This is a genomic window from Pseudomonas sp. P1.31, from assembly GCF_001269815.1.
In the GTDB taxonomy this organism is placed as follows: Bacteria; Pseudomonadota; Gammaproteobacteria; order Pseudomonadales; family Pseudomonadaceae; genus Aquipseudomonas; species Aquipseudomonas rustica.
Map to the genome: position 1 here is coordinate 18,231 of NZ_LHVN01000033.1, position 17,351 is coordinate 35,581.

General features: G+C 59.2%; 16 protein-coding genes. 6 read left to right on the forward strand and 10 right to left on the reverse strand.

The window, feature by feature from the left end; genetic code table 11:
• Nucleotides 1–5: 5 nt before the first annotated feature.
• The 4 genes from AD669_RS21240 (at nt 6) to AD669_RS21255 (ending at nt 6,620) form a co-directional block, all read left to right on the forward strand.
• Nucleotides 6–1,070, forward strand: a complete 1,065-nt coding sequence (locus AD669_RS21240) for an imelysin family protein (protein WP_053123364.1) — start codon at nt 6–8, stop codon at nt 1,068–1,070.
• 14 nt (nt 1,071–1,084) lie between these two features.
• Entirely contained in the window at nt 1,085–2,185 is a 1,101-nt protein-coding gene (locus AD669_RS21245; RefSeq protein ID WP_053123366.1) for a DUF1513 domain-containing protein, read from the forward strand.
• Nucleotides 2,186–2,431: 246 nt separating this feature from the next.
• Nucleotides 2,432–3,580 carry an efflux RND transporter periplasmic adaptor subunit gene (locus tag AD669_RS21250; protein WP_053123368.1) on the forward strand — a complete coding sequence of 383 codons (1,149 nt, stop codon included), beginning with the start codon at nt 2,432–2,434 and terminating at the stop codon, nt 3,578–3,580.
• Nucleotides 3,581–3,593: 13 nt separating this feature from the next.
• Nucleotides 3,594–6,620: a multidrug efflux RND transporter permease subunit gene (locus AD669_RS21255; protein ID WP_053123370.1), complete on the forward strand. Its 3,027-nt coding sequence runs from the start codon at nt 3,594–3,596 to the stop codon at nt 6,618–6,620.
• A gap of 137 nt (nt 6,621–6,757) precedes the next feature.
• On the opposite strand, the gene AD669_RS21260 is transcribed toward AD669_RS21255, so the two are convergent.
• From AD669_RS21260 to AD669_RS21280, 5 genes are all read right to left on the reverse strand, one after another.
• Nucleotides 6,758–6,985: a hypothetical protein gene (locus AD669_RS21260; protein ID WP_053123372.1), complete on the reverse strand. Its 228-nt coding sequence runs from the start codon at nt 6,983–6,985 to the stop codon at nt 6,758–6,760.
• Between the two features lie 2 nt (nt 6,986–6,987).
• Nucleotides 6,988–7,701: a lipopolysaccharide kinase InaA family protein gene (locus AD669_RS21265; RefSeq protein WP_053123374.1), complete on the reverse strand. Its 714-nt coding sequence runs from the start codon at nt 7,699–7,701 to the stop codon at nt 6,988–6,990.
• Between the two features lie 4 nt (nt 7,702–7,705).
• On the reverse strand, nt 7,706–8,374 hold the full coding sequence (locus tag AD669_RS21270; RefSeq protein ID WP_053123376.1) for a class I SAM-dependent methyltransferase: 669 nt from the start codon (nt 8,372–8,374) through the stop codon (nt 7,706–7,708).
• A 161-nt stretch (nt 8,375–8,535) separates the two neighbouring features.
• Nucleotides 8,536–9,810 (reverse strand): HAMP domain-containing sensor histidine kinase, encoded by a 1,275-nt coding sequence (locus AD669_RS21275; RefSeq protein ID WP_053123377.1) that lies wholly within the window; start codon nt 9,808–9,810, stop codon nt 8,536–8,538.
• A complete protein-coding gene (locus tag AD669_RS21280; protein WP_053123379.1) occupies nt 9,810–10,481 on the reverse strand; it encodes a response regulator transcription factor in 672 nt (223 codons plus the stop codon). The genes AD669_RS21275 and AD669_RS21280 overlap by 1 nt, the downstream gene beginning before the upstream one ends.
• A 221-nt stretch (nt 10,482–10,702) precedes the next feature.
• Here AD669_RS21280 and AD669_RS21285 point away from each other — a divergent pair, with 221 nt between their 5' ends.
• Nucleotides 10,703–11,446: a phosphatase PAP2 family protein gene (locus AD669_RS21285; protein ID WP_053123381.1), complete on the forward strand. Its 744-nt coding sequence runs from the start codon at nt 10,703–10,705 to the stop codon at nt 11,444–11,446.
• 174 nt (nt 11,447–11,620) lie between these two features.
• On the opposite strand, the gene groL is transcribed toward AD669_RS21285, so the two are convergent.
• From groL to AD669_RS21305, 4 genes are all read right to left on the reverse strand, one after another.
• On the reverse strand, nt 11,621–13,267 hold the full coding sequence (groL, locus tag AD669_RS21290; protein WP_053123383.1) for a chaperonin GroEL: 1,647 nt from the start codon (nt 13,265–13,267) through the stop codon (nt 11,621–11,623).
• Between the two features lie 50 nt (nt 13,268–13,317).
• Nucleotides 13,318–13,611: a co-chaperone GroES gene (locus AD669_RS21295; RefSeq protein WP_007916610.1), complete on the reverse strand. Its 294-nt coding sequence runs from the start codon at nt 13,609–13,611 to the stop codon at nt 13,318–13,320.
• Nucleotides 13,612–13,870: 259 nt separating this feature from the next.
• Nucleotides 13,871–14,347 (reverse strand): FxsA family protein, encoded by a 477-nt coding sequence (locus AD669_RS21300; protein WP_053123385.1) that lies wholly within the window; start codon nt 14,345–14,347, stop codon nt 13,871–13,873.
• Between the two features lie 65 nt (nt 14,348–14,412).
• Nucleotides 14,413–15,144 carry a HugZ family protein gene (locus AD669_RS21305; RefSeq protein ID WP_053123387.1) on the reverse strand — a complete coding sequence of 244 codons (732 nt, stop codon included), beginning with the start codon at nt 15,142–15,144 and terminating at the stop codon, nt 14,413–14,415.
• A 164-nt stretch (nt 15,145–15,308) separates the two neighbouring features.
• On the opposite strand from AD669_RS21305, the gene AD669_RS21310 reads away from it, so the two are divergent.
• On the forward strand, nt 15,309–16,067 hold the full coding sequence (locus AD669_RS21310) for an SDR family oxidoreductase (RefSeq protein WP_053123391.1): 759 nt from the start codon (nt 15,309–15,311) through the stop codon (nt 16,065–16,067).
• 130 nt (nt 16,068–16,197) lie between these two features.
• On the opposite strand, the gene apbC is transcribed toward AD669_RS21310, so the two are convergent.
• Nucleotides 16,198–17,292 (reverse strand): iron-sulfur cluster carrier protein ApbC, encoded by a 1,095-nt coding sequence (gene apbC / locus AD669_RS21315; RefSeq protein WP_053123393.1) that lies wholly within the window; start codon nt 17,290–17,292, stop codon nt 16,198–16,200.
• Between the last annotated feature and the right edge of the window lie 59 nt (nt 17,293–17,351).

Sequence of the window (17,351 nt, forward strand, 5' to 3'; positions counted from 1 at the left end):
CCGACATGTTCCGTCCCAAGCTACTGTTCACCAGCCTTGCCGCGCTCGCCCTCGGCGCCTGCTCGCCGCAGGATCCGCAAGCGGTCACCTCGGCGGCCATCGCCAAATCGGTGATCCTGCCGACGTACACCCGTTGGGTCGAAGCCGACAAGCAACTGGCGGTCAGCGCCCTCGCCTACTGCCAGGGCAAAGAAACCCTGGAAACCGCCCGCGCCGACTTCCTGCACGCGCAGAAAGCCTGGGCCGAGCTGCAACCGCTGCTGATCGGGCCGCTGGCTGAAGGCAACCGCGCCTGGCAAGTCCAGTTCTGGCCAGACAAGAAGAACCTGGTCGGTCGTCAGGTCGAGCAACTGGTCGTCGCGCAGCCGCAGATCGATGCCGCCGCGCTGGCCAAATCGAGCGTTGTCGTTCAGGGCCTGTCGGCCTACGAATACATCCTGTTCGACGCCAAGCCTGATGTCGCCAACGACGAGCAGAAGGCCAAATATTGCCCACTGCTGATCGCCATCGGCGAGCGTCAGAAGCAACTGGCCGAAGAGATTTTGCAGAGCTGGAACAACACCGACGGTATGCTCGCGCAGATGTCCAAGTTCCCTAACCAGCGCTATGCCGACTCCCACGAAGCGATCGCCGATCTGCTGCGCGTACAAGTCACCGCGCTGGACACCTTGAAGAAAAAACTCGGCACGCCAATGGGCCGCCAGAGCAAAGGCGTGCCACAGCCGTTCCAGGCCGATGCATGGCGCAGCCAGTCTTCGTTGACCGCGCTGGAAGCCAGCCTCACCGCGGCCAAAACCGTGTGGGAAGGCGTCGACAACAAAGGCCTGCGTGGGCTGTTGCCGGCTGAGCAAAAGCCGTTGGCCGACAAGATCGATGCTGCCTACGCTGCCTCGCTGAAACTGTTCGACAGCACTCAGCGCTCGCTCGGCGAAATGCTCGAAGACGACGCCGGTCGTCAGCAACTCAACGACATCTACGACAGCCTCAACGTCGTCCATCGCCTGCACGAAGGCGAACTGGCCAAGGCGCTGGGCATCCAACTGGGCTTTAACGCCAACGACGGTGACTGATGAGGGCAAGTGCCATGCTGCGACGCCAGGCTCTGACTTTAGCTAGTACGCTGCTGGGAGCAGTGACACTGGGCGGCTGGACGCTGTTCAAACGCAAGGATCAGAGCCCGCTGCTGCTGTCGGCGCGCGACGATACCGACGGCAAGCATTACGCCGTCGGCTATCGGCTGGACGGCACGCGGGTGTTCGCCACCGAAGTCGGCCAACGTTGCCACGACATCATCAACCATCCGACGCAGCCGATGGCGCTGTTCGTCGCGCGGCGTCCGGGTACCGAGAGTTACCTGATCGACCTGCGTGACGGTAAGTTGTTGCAGACGGTGACCTCGCAGCCGAACCGACACTTCTACGGCCACGCCGTGGTACACAAGGACGGCGAATACCTGTACGCCACCGAGAACGACACGACCGATCCTGGCCGTGGTTTGCTCGGTGTGTACAAGTTCGAAGGCGAGCGGCTGGTGCACAGCGGCGAGATTTCCACCCACGGTCTCGGCCCGCATCAGGTGTCGTGGATGCCTGACGGCGAGACGCTGGTGGTGGCCAACGGCGGGATTCGTACCGAAGCGGAAAGTCGCGTCGACATGAACCTCAGCGCCATGGAGCCGAGCCTGGTATTGATGCAACGCGACGGTACGTTGCTGAGCAAGGAAACCCTCGCCCAGCAGATGAACAGCGTGCGCCATTTGGGTATCGCCAGCGACGGCACCATCGTTGCCGGTCAGCAGTTTATGGGCGCCTCTCACGAGCGTTCGGAGCTGCTGGCGATCAAGCGTCCGGGTCAGCCATTTGTGGCGTTCCCGGTGCCTGAGCATCAGTTGCAGTCGATGGGGCATTACACCGCCAGCGTTGCCGTGCACAGCGAGTTGCGTCTGGTCGCATTGACGGCGCCGCGAGGCAATCGCTTCTTTATCTGGGACCTGGACAGCGGCGAAGTGCGCCTCGATGCACCATTGCCGGATTGCGCGGGTGTCGGTGCGGTGCAGGATGGATTCGTTGTGACGTCTGGTCAGGGCCGTTGCCGCTACTACGATTGCCGTCAGGATGAGTTGCTGGCCAAGCCGCTGGAATTACCGGCAGGGCTCTGGGACAACCATCTGCACCTGATGGCCTGAACCCAACGCAACCCCAGTAGGAGCAAAGCTTGCTCGCGAAGACGGCCTCACACCCGACGCCCTGGTGACTGATACACCGCTTTCGCGAGCAAGCTTTGCTCCTACAAGCCCTCCATTGATGGAAACACCCATTGTGGTGAGGGATTTGTGTTCATAGCAATGGTAATAAGTGGCAGTTGGATTCCCTGCCGCTCTCGGAGTAATGTTCGGGCCTGTCTCACCTGATTTATCCAAGGAAATGGAAATATGCTGCGTCGCCGCATGCTGATCATGTTGGGTGTTGTCTTGTTGATCGTCCTGGTCTTGGGCGGCTACAAAGCCTTTTCGATCTACACAATGATCCAGGGCTTCTCCAAACCGAAACCGCCGATCAGCGTTGCCGTGGCCACCGCCGCCGAGCGCCCGTGGCAGATGCGCTTGCCCACCGTCGGAACGCTCAAGGCACTGCAAGGCGTCGAGCTGAGCCTGGAAGTCGCCGGCACTGTCACTGAACTCAAATTCGAATCCGGGCAAAAGGTCAAAGCCGGGCAACCGTTGCTGCAACTCGACAGCGCCGTCGAAACCGCCCTGCTGGAAACCGCCAAGGCTGATCTGGGCCTCGCGCAACTGGACTTCGGCCGTGGCGCGCAACTGGTCGACAGCCGCGCCATCTCCAAAGGCGAGTACGACCGCCTCTCCGCCGTGCTGCAAAAGAACAAAGCCACGGTCAATCAGCTCAACGCCTCGCTGGCGAAAAAACGCATCGTCGCGCCGTTCAGCGGCACCATCGGCATCCGTCAGGTCGACATCGGCGACTACCTCGCCAGCGGCACCAAAATCGCCACGCTGCAGGATTTGAGCAGCCTCTACGCCGACTTCTACCTGCCCGAACAATCGGTGCCGAAACTGGCGATCGGCCAACCGGTGCAAATCTCGGTCTCGGCTTATCCGGGGCAAAACTTCGCCGGCAAAATCAGCGCGATCAACCCGATCGTTGAAAGCACCACGCGCAACATTCTGATCCGCGCCACCCTGGCCAACCCGGACGGCAAATTATTGCCGGGCATGTTCACCAGCCTTGAAGTGTTGCTGCCCGATCCGCAAAAACACATCGTCGTGCCGGAAAGCGCGATCACCTACACCCTCTACGGCAACTCGATCTATGTGGTCGGGCAGAAGAAAGCCGAGGACGGCACCGTCGAAAAGGATGACAAGGGCCAACCAGTACTGATCGCCGAGCGGCGTTTCATCGAAACCGGTGAGCGCCGCGATGGCCTGGTGATGATCAACAAGGGCGTGCAGAGCGGCGAACAAGTGGTGACGGCTGGCCAGATCAAACTGGACAACGGTGCACGCATCGCCATCAGCGACGACAAGACCCTCGGCGAGCAGAACAGTCCGCCTCGCGCCGACTGATCAAGGAATTCCCATGGCTTTTACCGATCCGTTCATCCGCCGCCCGGTGCTCGCCACCGTGGTCAGCCTGTTGATTGTGTTGCTCGGCTTCCAGGCCTGGAGCAAGTTGCCGCTGCGCCAATACCCGCAAATGGAAAACGCCCTGATCACGGTGACCACCGCCTACCCCGGGGCCAACGCCGAAACCATTCAGGGCTACATCACCCAGCCGATGCAACAGAGCCTGGCCAGCGCCGAGGGCATCGATTACATGACCTCGGTCAGCCGGCAGAACTTCTCGGTGATCTCGATTTACGCGCGTATCGGCTCGAACACCGACCGCTTGTTCACCGAGTTGCTCGCCAAGGCCAACGAGGTGAAAAACAAGCTGCCGCAAGACGCCGAAGACCCGGTATTGAGCAAAGAATCCGCCGACGCTTCGGCGCTGATGTACATCAGCTTTTTCAGCAAGGACTTGAGCAACCCGCAGATCACCGACTACCTGTCGCGGGTGATCCAGCCAAAACTGGCAACGCTACCGGGCATGGCCGAAGCGGAGATTCTCGGCAATCAGGTGTTCGCCATGCGCCTGTGGCTCGACCCGGTGAAGCTCGCCGGTTTCGGCCTCAGCGCCGCCGATGTGACCAACGCCGTGCGCCAGTACAACTTCCTCTCCGCCGCCGGCGAAGTGAAAGGCGAATACGTGGTCACCAGCATCAACGCCAACACCGAACTGAAATCCGCCGAGGCTTTTGCCGCGATTCCGCTCAAGGTCAGTGGCGACAGCCGCGTGCTGCTCAGCGATGTCGCGCGGGTAGAAATGGGCGCGGAAAACTACGACTCAATCAGCTCGTTCGGCGGCACGCCGTCGGTGTACATCGGCATCAAAGCCACGCCGGGGGCCAACCCGCTGGACGTGATCAAGGAAGTGCGCAAGCTGATGCCGGAACTGGAAGCGCAGCTGCCGCCGAACCTGAAAAGCGAGATCGCCTACGACGCCACGCTGTTTATTCAGGCCTCCATCGACGAGGTAGTGAAAACCCTGTTCGAAGCGGTGTTGATCGTGATCGTCGTGGTGTTCCTGTTCCTTGGCGCGTTGCGCTCGGTGGTGATCCCGGTGGTGACCATTCCGCTGTCGATGATCGGCGTGATGTTCTTCATGCAGATGATGGGTTACTCGATCAACCTGTTGACGTTGCTGGCGATGGTGCTGGCGATTGGTCTGGTGGTCGACGATGCGATTGTCGTGGTGGAAAACATCCACCGGCACATCGAGGAAGGCAAAACGCCGTTTGATGCAGCCATTGAGGGCGCACGGGAGATCGCCATGCCGGTGGTGTCGATGACCATCACTCTGGCGGCGGTGTACGCGCCGATCGGTTTCCTCACCGGCCTCACCGGCGCGTTGTTCAAGGAGTTCGCGCTGACGCTGGCCGGGGCGGTGGTGATTTCCGGGGTCGTTGCCCTGACCCTGTCGCCGATGATGTGCGCCTATCTGCTGCGCCACGAACAAAACCCCAGCGGCCTCGCCCATCGTCTCGACCGCATCTTCGACGGCCTCAAGCGCCGTTACCAGCGCACGCTGCACGGCACGCTGAACACGCGGCCGGTGGTGCTGGTGTTTGCGGTGATCGTACTGTGCCTGATTCCGGTGTTCCTCAAGTTCACCAAATCGGAACTGGCGCCGGACGAAGACCAGGGCATCATTTTCATGATGGCCAACGCGCCGCAACCGACCAACCTCGATTACCTGAGCACTTACACCGACGAATTCATCAAGATCTTCAAGGAGTTCCCGGAGTACTACTCTTCGTTCCAGATCAACGGCTACAACGGCGTGCAGGCGGGCATCGGCGGTTTCCTGCTGAAACCGTGGAACGAGCGCAGCCGCACGCAGATGGAAATTCTTCCCGAGGTGCAGGGCAAACTCGAAGGCATTCCAGGCCTGCAGATTTTCGGCTTCAACCTGCCCTCCCTGCCAGGCACTGGCGAAGGCTTGCCGTTTGAATTCGTGATCAACACCGCCAACGATTACGAACTGCTGTTACAGGTGGCCGACCGGATCAAGAAACGCGCGATGGAGTCGGGCAAGTTCGCCTTCGTCGACCTTGATCTGGCGTTCGATAAACCGGAAGTGGTGGTCGACATCGACCGCGCCAAAGCCGCGCAGATGGGCGTGTCGATGCTCGATTTGGGCAGCACGCTGGCGACGCTGCTGGGCGAGGCGGAAATCAATCGCTTCACCATTGAAGGGCGCAGCTACAAGGTCATCGCGCAGGTTGAACGGCCGTACCGCGACAACCCGGACTGGCTGAACAACTATTACGTGAAGAACACCCAAGGCGAGCTGTTGCCGCTGTCGACGCTGATCAAAGTCACCGATCGTGCGCGACCGCGACAACTCAACCAGTTCCAGCAACTCAACGCGGCGAAGATTTCCGGTTTCCCGCTGGTCAGCATGGGCGAAGCCATCGACACCGTGTTACAGATCGCCCGCGAAGAAGCGCCGGCCGGTTTTGCCTTTGACTATGGCGGCGCTTCGCGGCAGTTCGTGCAGGAAGGCAGCGCGTTGTGGGTGACGTTTGCCTTGGCACTGGCGATCATTTTTCTGGTGCTCGCGGCACAGTTCGAGAGCTTCCGTGATCCGCTGGTGATTCTGGTGACGGTGCCGTTGTCGATCTGCGGCGCGTTGATTCCGCTGTTTCTTGGCTGGTCGAGCATGAATATCTACACGCAGGTCGGGTTGGTGACGTTGATCGGTTTGATCAGTAAACACGGGATCTTGATCGTCGAATTCGCCAACCAGTTACGCAAGGACAAAGGCCTGACCGCGCGCGAGGCGGTGGAGGAAGCGGCGGCGATTCGTTTGCGCCCGGTGTTGATGACCACGGCGGCGATGGTGTTTGGCATGGTGCCGCTGATTCTGGCGACCGGTGCGGGCGCGGTCAGCCGGTTCGATATCGGCATGGTGATCGCGACGGGGATGTCGATCGGCACGCTGTTTACCTTGTTTGTATTGCCATGCATCTACACCCTGCTGGCAAAACCTGACAAAGCTTAAGATCAAAAGATCGCAGCCTTCGGCAGCTCCTACATTGCAATGCATCTTCTGTAGGAGCTGCCGAAGGCTGCGATCTTTTGATTCTCAAAAAAAAAGGCCTCGCATCTGCGAGGCCTTTTATTTTGGCTTCAATCGGTTCAACTTTGCGGCCTCATTCCCTGTGCCATCCCGAACATGAACAGCAATAAATCATGGTCGGGTTTGGTCGCCACGGAGGCTTTCGCCACCCGTGGTATTGCGCAGTGCTCGCCCTCTACGGACGCACCGATGACCTGCATGCGTGGCTGCTCCCAGGCAGCCACCGCCAATGAAGCAACTGCCAAGGCGCCAACCAGAAACAAACCTCGTGCAATTTCGAGTTTCATCGCTATAAACCTTTGATAGCGCTGCCAAACGCCGTCTCGTAAAAGTAGACGAGTTTCTTCCAGTCAGCATCGCTGAACGACGAATGGCGGCGCATTTGTTTCAGGTCATGGGAGGCGGCGCGATAGGCGGTCAGACGCTGACGACACTTCTCCAGATCGATCAAGGCCACTTCAACCTTGGCCGAATCCCCTTCGCCGGTTACCCGTACAAAAACGTGCTTGATGTAGATGCAGCTGTGCTGCCAACGGCCCTTGTGCATGCGCGCCATGTTCTCGGCGAGGTCTTTGAGCACGCGCTCATACACCGCTTCGCCGTACTGCGCACGACCACCGGCGGCTTCCCACTTTTCCAGCTCGTCAAAGCCGTCCAGGGATTTGGTCACCAGCAGCGCACGCCACTTGTATTGCGGATCCGGCTGGGCACCGCAGAAGACGATCTCCGGCACACGCACACCGAGCTTGCTGACGCCGGTCAGGGCATCCAGCTCACGCAATACGGTCGGACGGCCAAACGGGTGCAGCCAGCTACGATAAATGTGTCCGGTCTGGCGCTTGGCATACAGCAGTTGACCATCACGCCCCACGACTCGCTGAACACCACTTTGGCCACCACGGCGGACATTGGGTTCTTCTACCCATTCGCCTTGCTGGTTCCAGTAGTAGTCGAAACGATCCTGCGGAGCGACGTCCGTCTCTGCTGCAAATTGCACTGCCATCCTGCTACCTCTTGCGTAATACGTAGACCCGCCACATCGCATATAGCGGGATAAAATCCAATTGTTCCTGAATGCGGAAACCGGCGGCTTCGAATTCTTTCTCGACCGTAGCGGCCGGTAACACAAAACGGTTCTGGTAACCTTCCTGCCCACGTTTTGCCTCGGAGCGCTTGCGCTTCCAGGACTTGAAATTGCCATCCACCCACAGCGAAATAATCACGCTGTCACGGGTCACACGCTCGAATTCACGCAGGATCGCCATCCGATGCTCGGCTTCACCGATGTGATGAAGCAGGCGCATGCAGAAAATGCTGTCGACGGCGTTGTCCGGTAAAGCGATGTCGAACGCGGAGGTGTGCAAGGGTTGTACCCTTTTCACCACATCAGCCGGTTGCGCCTGCATCGCGGTCTTGATCATTGATTCGGAGTTGTCCGCACCGATAATTACCCGATTCGATTTTTCCGCCAGCATCGGCCAGAAACGACCAGCACCGCAGGGCAAATCCAGCACCAGCCCCGGCTCGCCGGCCAAAGTCAGCGCCTTGCGAGCCAACTGAACATCGCGCCAATGAGACAAGCGGCGCCCCAGATTGGCTTGATGCTTGTGCAGATATTTCTGCGCATGGTTGTCGTCGTACTTTTCGGAAAAATCGAGCTTGATCGGGCCGGCCATCACCAGGACTCCTGAATTACTGATGCCCCCACCTTAGGGATGGGGGTGTCAGTGTCAGGTCATCCAATTGTGAAAATTTCGTTGGGTAAACCGCCAAACTATTTCAGAGTTATACAGGATTTAGACAGGTAAGCGGGAGTAGCGCGGGGCCACTACGGGCTTCAAAGTTTGCCAAGATCCACTTCGAAGCGGCAGCCATTGGGTTCCATCGTACTCAAACTGACGCTCCAGCCCTCGTTCTCGCAGATGCGCTGCACCAGCGACAATCCGAGTCCCAGACCTTCGCCGCGTTTCTCGGCCCCGCGCACGAAAGGCTGAAACATCGCCTCGCGTTTTTCCTCCGGAATGCCCACGCCGGAGTCTTCGACGATAAAGCCGTTGCCGGTCAGCGTCAGGCGAATAAAACCTTTTTCGGTGTAGTGGCAGGCGTTGCGCAGCAGGTTACCCATCACCGCCCCCAACAAGGTCGCATTGAAACGGGTCTGCGTGGGTTGGCCGGCGGCAAAATCCAGCCTCAAGCCCTTGGATTCAATCGGCTCACGCCACACACACAGTAACCCTTCAGCGACTTGCGAGAGGCTTTGCTGAGGTGCTGCACCCGCGTCTTCACGCTGGGCTCGGGCGAGCATCAGGAAGGTTTGCACCAGTTCGCGCATTTCTTCACTGGCGCGGGCGATGCGCTCGACCTGCGAACGGCCGCGTGCGTCGATCGCCGGGTTTTCCAGCAGCAGCTCACAGGAGCTGGCCAGAACCATCAACGGCGTGCGCAGCTCATGGCTGACGTCGCTGGTGAACAGCCGCTCACGGGTCAGGGCCTGACGCAGGCGCCCCAGCGTGGCGTCAAATGCCACCGCCAGTTCCCCGACTTCGTCAGCGGCATAATCCGGCGCCAACGGTGGCGCCAGCCCGAGTAATTGGTCGCGATGGCGAACCTGGCGCGCCAGGCGCACCACCGGTGCCATTACCTTGCGCGCGAGCACCCAGCCGAGGAACACCGCCAGCGCCAGACTGAGCACAAAGCCCACCAGCACCACGGCGAACAGCACGCGCTCGCGCTCTTCGAAATCACTTTGATCCTGCAGCAACACGTAACGCCGACCGTCGACGATCTCGACCATCGCGTGATACGACAGCTGCTCGCGGAACACTTCGTGGAAACCGGAATCAAGGTGACGCAGATCTTTCGGCAACTCGAAATCGCCCGGCCCGCCGCTGAAATAGAACAATTGATCCGGCTCAGGCCGATGGCTCCAGTCCGAAACGTTGTCCATCAACAGCAAGCGCTGCAAGTCGCCGCCCAGGCCCGCCGAAATCAGTTTCTCCTCGACAAGATGCACCGTGGCGACAATGCCCATGGCAAATGCGCCGGCCACCAGCGCACTCATCAATGCAAAAGCGATGATGATCCGTTGCGAAAGGCTCTGTCTAAACTCCATTACGCATCGGCCAGGCGGTAACCCACGCCGTGCACGGTATGCAGCAGTGGTTTGGCGAACGGTTTGTCGATCACTTGACGCAACTGGTGCACATGGCTGCGCAGGCTGTCGCTGTCCGGGCAGTCGTCGCCCCACAGCGCTTCTTCAAGCACCTCGCGACGCAGTACGTGCGGGCTCTTCTGCATCAATACCGCGAGCAACTTGAGGCCCACCGGGTTGAGCTTGAGCAACTTGCCTTCGCGGGTCACTTCCAGCGTGTCGAGGTCGTAATTCAGCTCGCCAACCTGCAACGCCCGGCGTCCGCCACCTTGCGCGCGGCGCATCACCGCTTCGACCCGCGCAGCCAGTTCGGACAAAGCGAACGGTTTGATCAGGTAATCGTCGGCACCGGATTTGAAACCCTGCAAACGGTCATCGAGTTGATCGCGAGCGGTGAGCATGATCACCGGAGTGTCGCGGCGCGCATCTTCACGCAGGCGCTTGCACAGGGTGTAGCCGTCGATGCCCGGCAACATGATGTCGAGAATGATCAGGTCGTAATGTTCGGTCGCGGCCAGATGCAGGCCCGACAGACCGTCCTGCGCGCAATCGACGGTATAGCCCTTGAGGCCCAGATAATCGGCCAGATTGGCGAGGATATCGCGGTTGTCTTCGACCACCAGAATTCGCATGGGCACCTCTTCCGTACACAGTAATGGCCGTCTTGGCCCGCGCAGCTTAAGGCCAAGTGTGGCTGACGGCTAGGCGTGTGTTGGGTTGTTTTGCGAGAAAAACGTTCATTGTGGCCGCCAACGTTTTTTTCACTTTCGATTAACAAATCAGCGACGCCAGCGCGCGCAGACTCCCCGCGGTTGCGCTCCTCAGAACACACTTAACGACCAAGGAATTACCCATGGTGTCGACCTCTGCCCGCCCCACTCCCCGGCCGCTGAATTTCTGGTGGTGCCTGGGAATACCCGCTGTTGCCGCGATCATTCTGGTACTGCTCGAACTCACCGATCTGGACATGTACCTGGCTCAACTGTTTTACGACCCGGTCGCGGGTGATTTCATCGGGCGACACAGTTACTTTCTCGAAGACATCCTGCATGACCGCGCCAAGGAGGTGGTGATTGCGTTTTCGGTGTTTGCGATCTTTGGTTTCATTGGCGCGTTCTTTATAGAGCGGCTGAAACCGTTCAAGCGCGAACTGGGCTGTCTGGTGCTGTCGTTGGGTCTGGCGACTTCGTTTGTCACGCCGGTCAAAGCCATGACGGCAGTGCAATGCCCATGGAGCCTTGAACAGTTTGGCGGCCATGAGACTTACAGCAAGCTCATGGAACACCGTCCGCAGACCGACAAGCCGGGGCGTTGCTGGCCGGGTGGGCATGCGGCTACCGGTTTTACCTTGTTTGCGCTGTTTTTCGTGCTGCGTGATCGTCGTCCGCGTTTGGCCAGGCAGGCGTTTATCTTTGCCTTTGCGTTGGGTTCAGTGTTTTCGATCAGCCGGATGATGCAGGGTGCGCACTTCTTTTCGCACAACGTGTGGACGGCGATTTTCTGCTGGCTGATTTGTCTGGGGTCGTATTACTGGGTGCTGTATCGCCCGGCGGTGAGGGCTGAGGCAGTCGTCAAAACACAACCAGTCAGTGCCTGAACAAACGCCTTCGCTGGCAAGCCATGCTCCTACAAGGATCACGCAAATCCCGTAGGAGCAAGGCTTGCCCGCGAAGGCCGCACCTCGGTCTGAAGCCAACACTAAATCGAAGGCAATAAAAAACCCCGCTGACTCGCGTCAGCGGGGTTTTTTCGTTACGGGGGTAAGGCTGGCTTACATCATGCCGCCCATGCCACCCATGCCGCCCATGTCTGGCATGCCGCCGCCAGCGCCGCCGTCTTTCTTCGGCGCGTCAGCTACCGCAGCTTCGGTGGTCAGGATCAGACCGCCGATCGACGATGCAGCTTGCAGAGCGGAACGAGTCACCTTGGTTGGATCCAGGATGCCCATTTCGATCATGTCGCCGTATTCGCCAGTTGCAGCGTTGTAACCGAAGTTACCGGTGCCGTTCTTGACTTCGTTGACTACAACGCTTGGCTCGTCGCCGCTGTTGGCAGCGATCTGACGCAGCGGTGCTTCAACAGCGCGACGCAGAACTGCGATACCGACGTCCTGATCAGCGTTGTCGCCTTTCAGGTCGTTCAGGGTTTGCAGAGCGCGGATCAGCGCAACGCCACCGCCAGGTACCACGCCTTCTTCAACGGCTGCACGGGTTGCGTGCAGGGCGTCTTCAACGCGGGCTTTCTTCTCTTTCATTTCTACTTCGGAACCAGCGCCAACCTTGATCACTGCAACGCCGCCGGACAGCTTGGCCAGACGCTCTTGCAGTTTTTCACGGTCGTAGTCCGAGGAAGTTTCAGCAGCCTGGGCACGGATCTGAGTGATGCGCGCCTGGATGTCTGCTTCAACGCCAGCACCGTCAACGATGATGGTGTTTTCCTTGGAGATGCTGACCTTTTTAGCGCTACCCAGGTTTTCCAGGGTTGCTGCTTCCAGGCTCAGGCCGATTTCTTCGGAGATAACGGTACCGCCGGTCAGAACAGCGATGTCCTGCAGCATGGCCTTGCGACGGTCGCCGAAGCCTGGAGCCTTGACGGCTGCGACTTTAACGATGCCACGCATGTTGTTCACAACCAGAGTCGCCAGGGCTTCGCCTTCAACGTCTTCGGAAACGATCAGCAGTGGACGGCCGGCTTTGGCAACGGCTTCCAGTACTGGCAGCATTTCGCGGATGTTCGAGATCTTTTTGTCGACCAGCAGGATCAGCGGGCTGTCCAGTTCGGCAACCATGGTTTCTGGCTTGTTGACGAAGTACGGGGACAGGTAGCCACGGTCGAACTGCATGCCTTCAACAACCGACAGCTCGTTTTCCAGGCCAGTGCCTTCTTCAACGGTGATCACGCCTTCTTTGCCGACTTTTTCCATGGCTTCGGCAATGATGTCGCCGATGGAGCTGTCGGAGTTGGCGGAGATGGTGCCGACCTGAGCGATTGCCTTGGTGTCAGCGCAAGGCTTGGACAGGTTCTTCAGCTCTTTGACGATAGCGATGGTCGCTTTGTCGATACCGCGCTTCAGGTCCATCGGGTTCATGCCGGCAGCGACGGCTTTCAGGCCTTCGTTGACGATCGACTGAGCCAGAACGGTAGCGGTAGTAGTACCGTCACCAGCGTCATCGTTGGCACGGGAGGCAACGTCTTTGACCAGCTGCGCGCCCATGTTTTCGAAACGGTCTTCGAGTTCGATTTCTTTGGCGACGGAAACGCCGTCCTTGGTGATGGTCGGAGCGCCGAAGCTCTTCTCGATGATCACGTTACGGCCTTTCGGGCCCAGGGTCGCTTTTACTGCGTCAGCCAGGACGTTGACGCCCTTGAGCATTTTTTTACGGGCGGAATCGCCAAACAGAACTTCTTTAGCAGCCATGATCGATATTCCTTAAATACTTTGTAGTAGCGGGAAAATGAACGGGGGTATCAGCCTTCGATAACAGCGAGGATTTCGTTCTCGCTCATTACCAGCAGGTCTTCGCCGTCGACTTTCACTGTGTTGCTGCCGGAGTAAGGACCGAACACAACCTTGTCGCCTTCTTTAACGGACAGTGCGCGCACTTCGCCGTTTTCCAGAGCTTTGCCCGGGCCTACAGCGAGAATCACACCGTGGTTGGCTTTTTCAGCAGCCGAACCTGGCAGGACGATACCGCCAGCGGTTTTCTTTTCTTCTTCGCTGCGACGGATTACGACGCGGTCATGCAGAGGACGAAGCTTCATTGTCGATCTCTCCTAATTGTGGTTTTCATCGGCCGGTGTAGTCCCGGCGGGTTTAACAAATCCGGCCTTCGCCGGTTGCGCCTCGTCGAGCGAGACGCGGAAGACTGACTGGCGCAAATGCCAGAAACCTTTCGGTGACCGATACATAAGGGCGCATAAGCTTATTACAAGGGCGAGGCGAAAAAAATTTCGCGGATTCTGCGGACAAAATCAGCCCCAAACGAACACGGCACCCGAAGGTGCCGTGTCGATACAGACGTTACTTCGGGTCGCGGTGTTCGAACTCGCCTTCGATCACATCACCCTCGCGGCCCAGAGGCTGACGTGGCGCAGGGCCGCCACGCGGTTGCAGGTCGTCAGCAAAGGGGCGCTGGCGGATCGCCTGTTCTTCGGCGCGCTGGCGCATTTTGTTCGCCAGCAAACGACGCGTGAACGGCAGCAGCATGACCAGACCGACGACGTCGCTGATAAAGCCCGGCAGAATCAACAGACCACCGGCCAGTGCCAGCATCAGGCCTTCGAGCATGGTTTGCGCAGGCAGTTCGCCGCGGTTCAGGCTTTCACGGGCACGCAGTGCCGTGGCCAGACCGGCGACGCGCAGTACGAACACACCGAACATCGAGCCGACAATGATCAGCAGCAGGGCCGGGAAAAACCCGATAGCCCCTGCCACTTTGACGAATACGAACAGCTCCAGCACCGGAAACAGCAGAAAGAGCAACAGAAAAGGGCGCATCAAAGTTTCCTCAACGCAAGAAATGCCTTGCAGTAAGCCTTAGATGACGTCGGCCTTTCGTGAATTCAAGCGTCGGCCACTTCATTTTTTGGCCAGACCTCGGCGTGAGCCAGAGAAACCAAGGCTTCGCGCACTTGTGTCGGCGTATTACAAGGTGCTGGGAACGGCAGCCAGTACAGCGCCTGTCCGATGCGCAGGTGCATGCCCTCGGTGTCGATGCCCGCCAATTGCGCCGGCACGGTTTTCGGCAGACCGGCGAGGTCGACGTAGTGCGCGATGGCTTTGGCGTGGTCGCTGTTCATGTGCTCGACCATGCTGATTTCGCCCTTGCCGGCGAACGGGTTGGCCAGCGTCACTTGATCGATCCAGTGAATCGCGCCGAAACCGCCGATGTAACGATGGCGCACCGGGGTCAGCACCCAGAAATCGAAATCGTGAGCTTTATGGTAGTTCTGCGAATCCGGGAAGTAGCGGTAGTAACGCTCGGCGGCGGCTTCAATCGCAGCGCCGTCTTCGAGCTTTTGCGCTTCGGCGAGATAGGTCAGGCGACCAACGGCTTGCACGTCGTCGGCTTCACGCTCACCCACCAACAGCGAGCATTTCGGGTCTTTCTGCAGGTTGTGGGTGTGTTGGGCGATGCGGCTGATGAGGATCAGCGGGCGGCCCTGCTCGTCCAGGCAGTACGGCACCACGGAGCCAAAGGGAAAACCGGGCATCGATTTGGAGTGCGTCGACAGCACTCCACGGTATTCCTTGAGAAGCAATTCTCGGGCATTCTTGGCCACTTCAACGCTCAATTTATGACTCCTTAAATAGAATCCGTCGAAAAAACGGACAGGCGCCCGGAAGAAAGTTTCGGTCACGCCATCGGGCAATTCTCATGTGCAAACCAGCCACGGCCGGTGCAGATCGGGAGTCGCTAACAATAAAAACTACTCAGACCTGCTATCGGGGCATGCGAATGCAACTCAACGACAAAGTAATCATTATCACTGGCGGTTGCCAGGGTTTGGGCCGCTCCATGGCCGAGTATTTCGCCGGCAAGGGCGCGAAGCTTGCGCTCGTCGACCTCAATCAGGAAAAACTCGACGACGCGGTCGCGGCGTGTAAAGCCAAGGGCGTCGAGGCGCGCAGCTATCTGTGCAACGTCGCCAATGAAGAACAGGTGGAGCACATGGTCGCTCAGGTGGCCGCCGACTTCGGTGCGATCCACGGCCTGATCAATAACGCCGGGATTCTCCGCGATGGCCTGCTGTTGAAGGTCAAGGACGGCGAAATGACCAAGATGAGCCTGGCACAGTGGCAGGCGGTGATCGACGTCAACCTGACCGGCGTGTTCCTTTGCACCCGTGAAGTGGCGGCGAAAATGGTCGAGCTGAAGAACAGCGGCGCGATCATCAACATCTCGTCGATCTCGCGGGCGGGCAACGTTGGCCAAACCAACTATTCCGCAGCCAAGGCTGGTGTGGCAGCGGCGACGGTGACGTGGGCTAAGGAATTGGCGCGTTACGGGATTCGTGTGGCGGGGATTGCGCCGGGCTTCATCGAAACCGAGATGACCCTGGGCATGAAGCCGGAAGCGCTGGAGAAGATGACCTCGGGGATTCCGCTCAAGCGTATGGGCAAGCCAGAAGAGATCGCGCATTCGGCGGCGTATATCTTCGAGAACGACTACTACACCGGGCGGATTCTGGAGATGGATGGCGGCCTGCGTATCTGACCCACACCGCAAAACCTGTAGGAGCTGAGCTTGCTCGCGAAAGCGGCATGTCATACAACATTAATGTTGCCTGACACGGCCCCTTCGCGAGCAAGCTCAGCTCCTACAAGTACAGGGTGTTGCGGATGTATTAATCGTCGCTGATGGTGATGTTCGGCATCGCCGGCGTTGCCGCTTCCTGCAACACAATCCGCGCGCCAACGTGGCGGGCCAGTTCCTGATAGACCATGGCAATCTGGCTGTCCGGCTCGGCGATCACCGTTGGCTTGCCGCCATCGGCCTGTTCGCGGATCAGCATCGACAACGGCAGCGAAGCCAGTAGCTCAACGCCGTACTGCGTCGCCAGTTTCTCACCGCCGCCCTCACCGAACAGATGCTCGGCATGCCCGCAGTTCGAGCAGATGTGCACGGCCATGTTTTCCACCACGCCCAGCACCGGAATGTTGACCTTGCGGAACATTTCCACGCCTTTGCGCGCGTCAAGCAGGGCCAGATCCTGCGGCGTGGTGACGATCACCGCACCGGCCACCGGAACCTTCTGCGCCAGGGTCAGCTGGATATCGCCGGTGCCTGGCGGCATGTCGATGACCAGATAATCCAGATCGCCCCACGCGGTTTGCGTGACCAGTTGCAGCAACGCGCCGGAAACCATCGGGCCGCGCCAGACCATCGGCGTGTTGTCGTCGGTGAGGAACGCCATCGACATGACTTCGACACCGTGGGCCTTGAGCGGCACGAACCACTTCTGATCCTTGACCTCTGGGCGGGTACGCTCGGGGATGCCGAACATGATGCCTTGGCTCGGGCCATAGATATCGGCGTCGAGAATACCGACCTTGGCGCCTTCACGGGCCAGCGCCAGCGCGAGGTTTGCGGCGGTGGTCGACTTGCCCACACCGCCCTTGCCGGAGGCCACGGCAACCACATTCTTGACGTTGGCCAGTCCCGGGATCTGCGCCTGCGCCTTGTGCGCGGCGATCACCGTGTTGACTTCAACCCTGGCAATCACCACGCCGTCGAGGTTTTCGATGGCCAGTTGCAGCAATTGCGCCCAGCCGCTCTTGAACAGACCGGCGGCGTATCCGATTTCCAGCTGCACATTGACGCGATCACCGACGATCTCGATGTTCTTCACGCAACCGGCGCTGACCGGATCCTGATTCAGGTAAGGGTCGGTGTATTGGCTGAGGACGGCTTCCACCGCTGCGCGAGTGACGGCGCTCATGGGCAACTCCGATAACAAGACTGGGAAAAGATGGTGGGTATCGTACGCTGGACACCGAT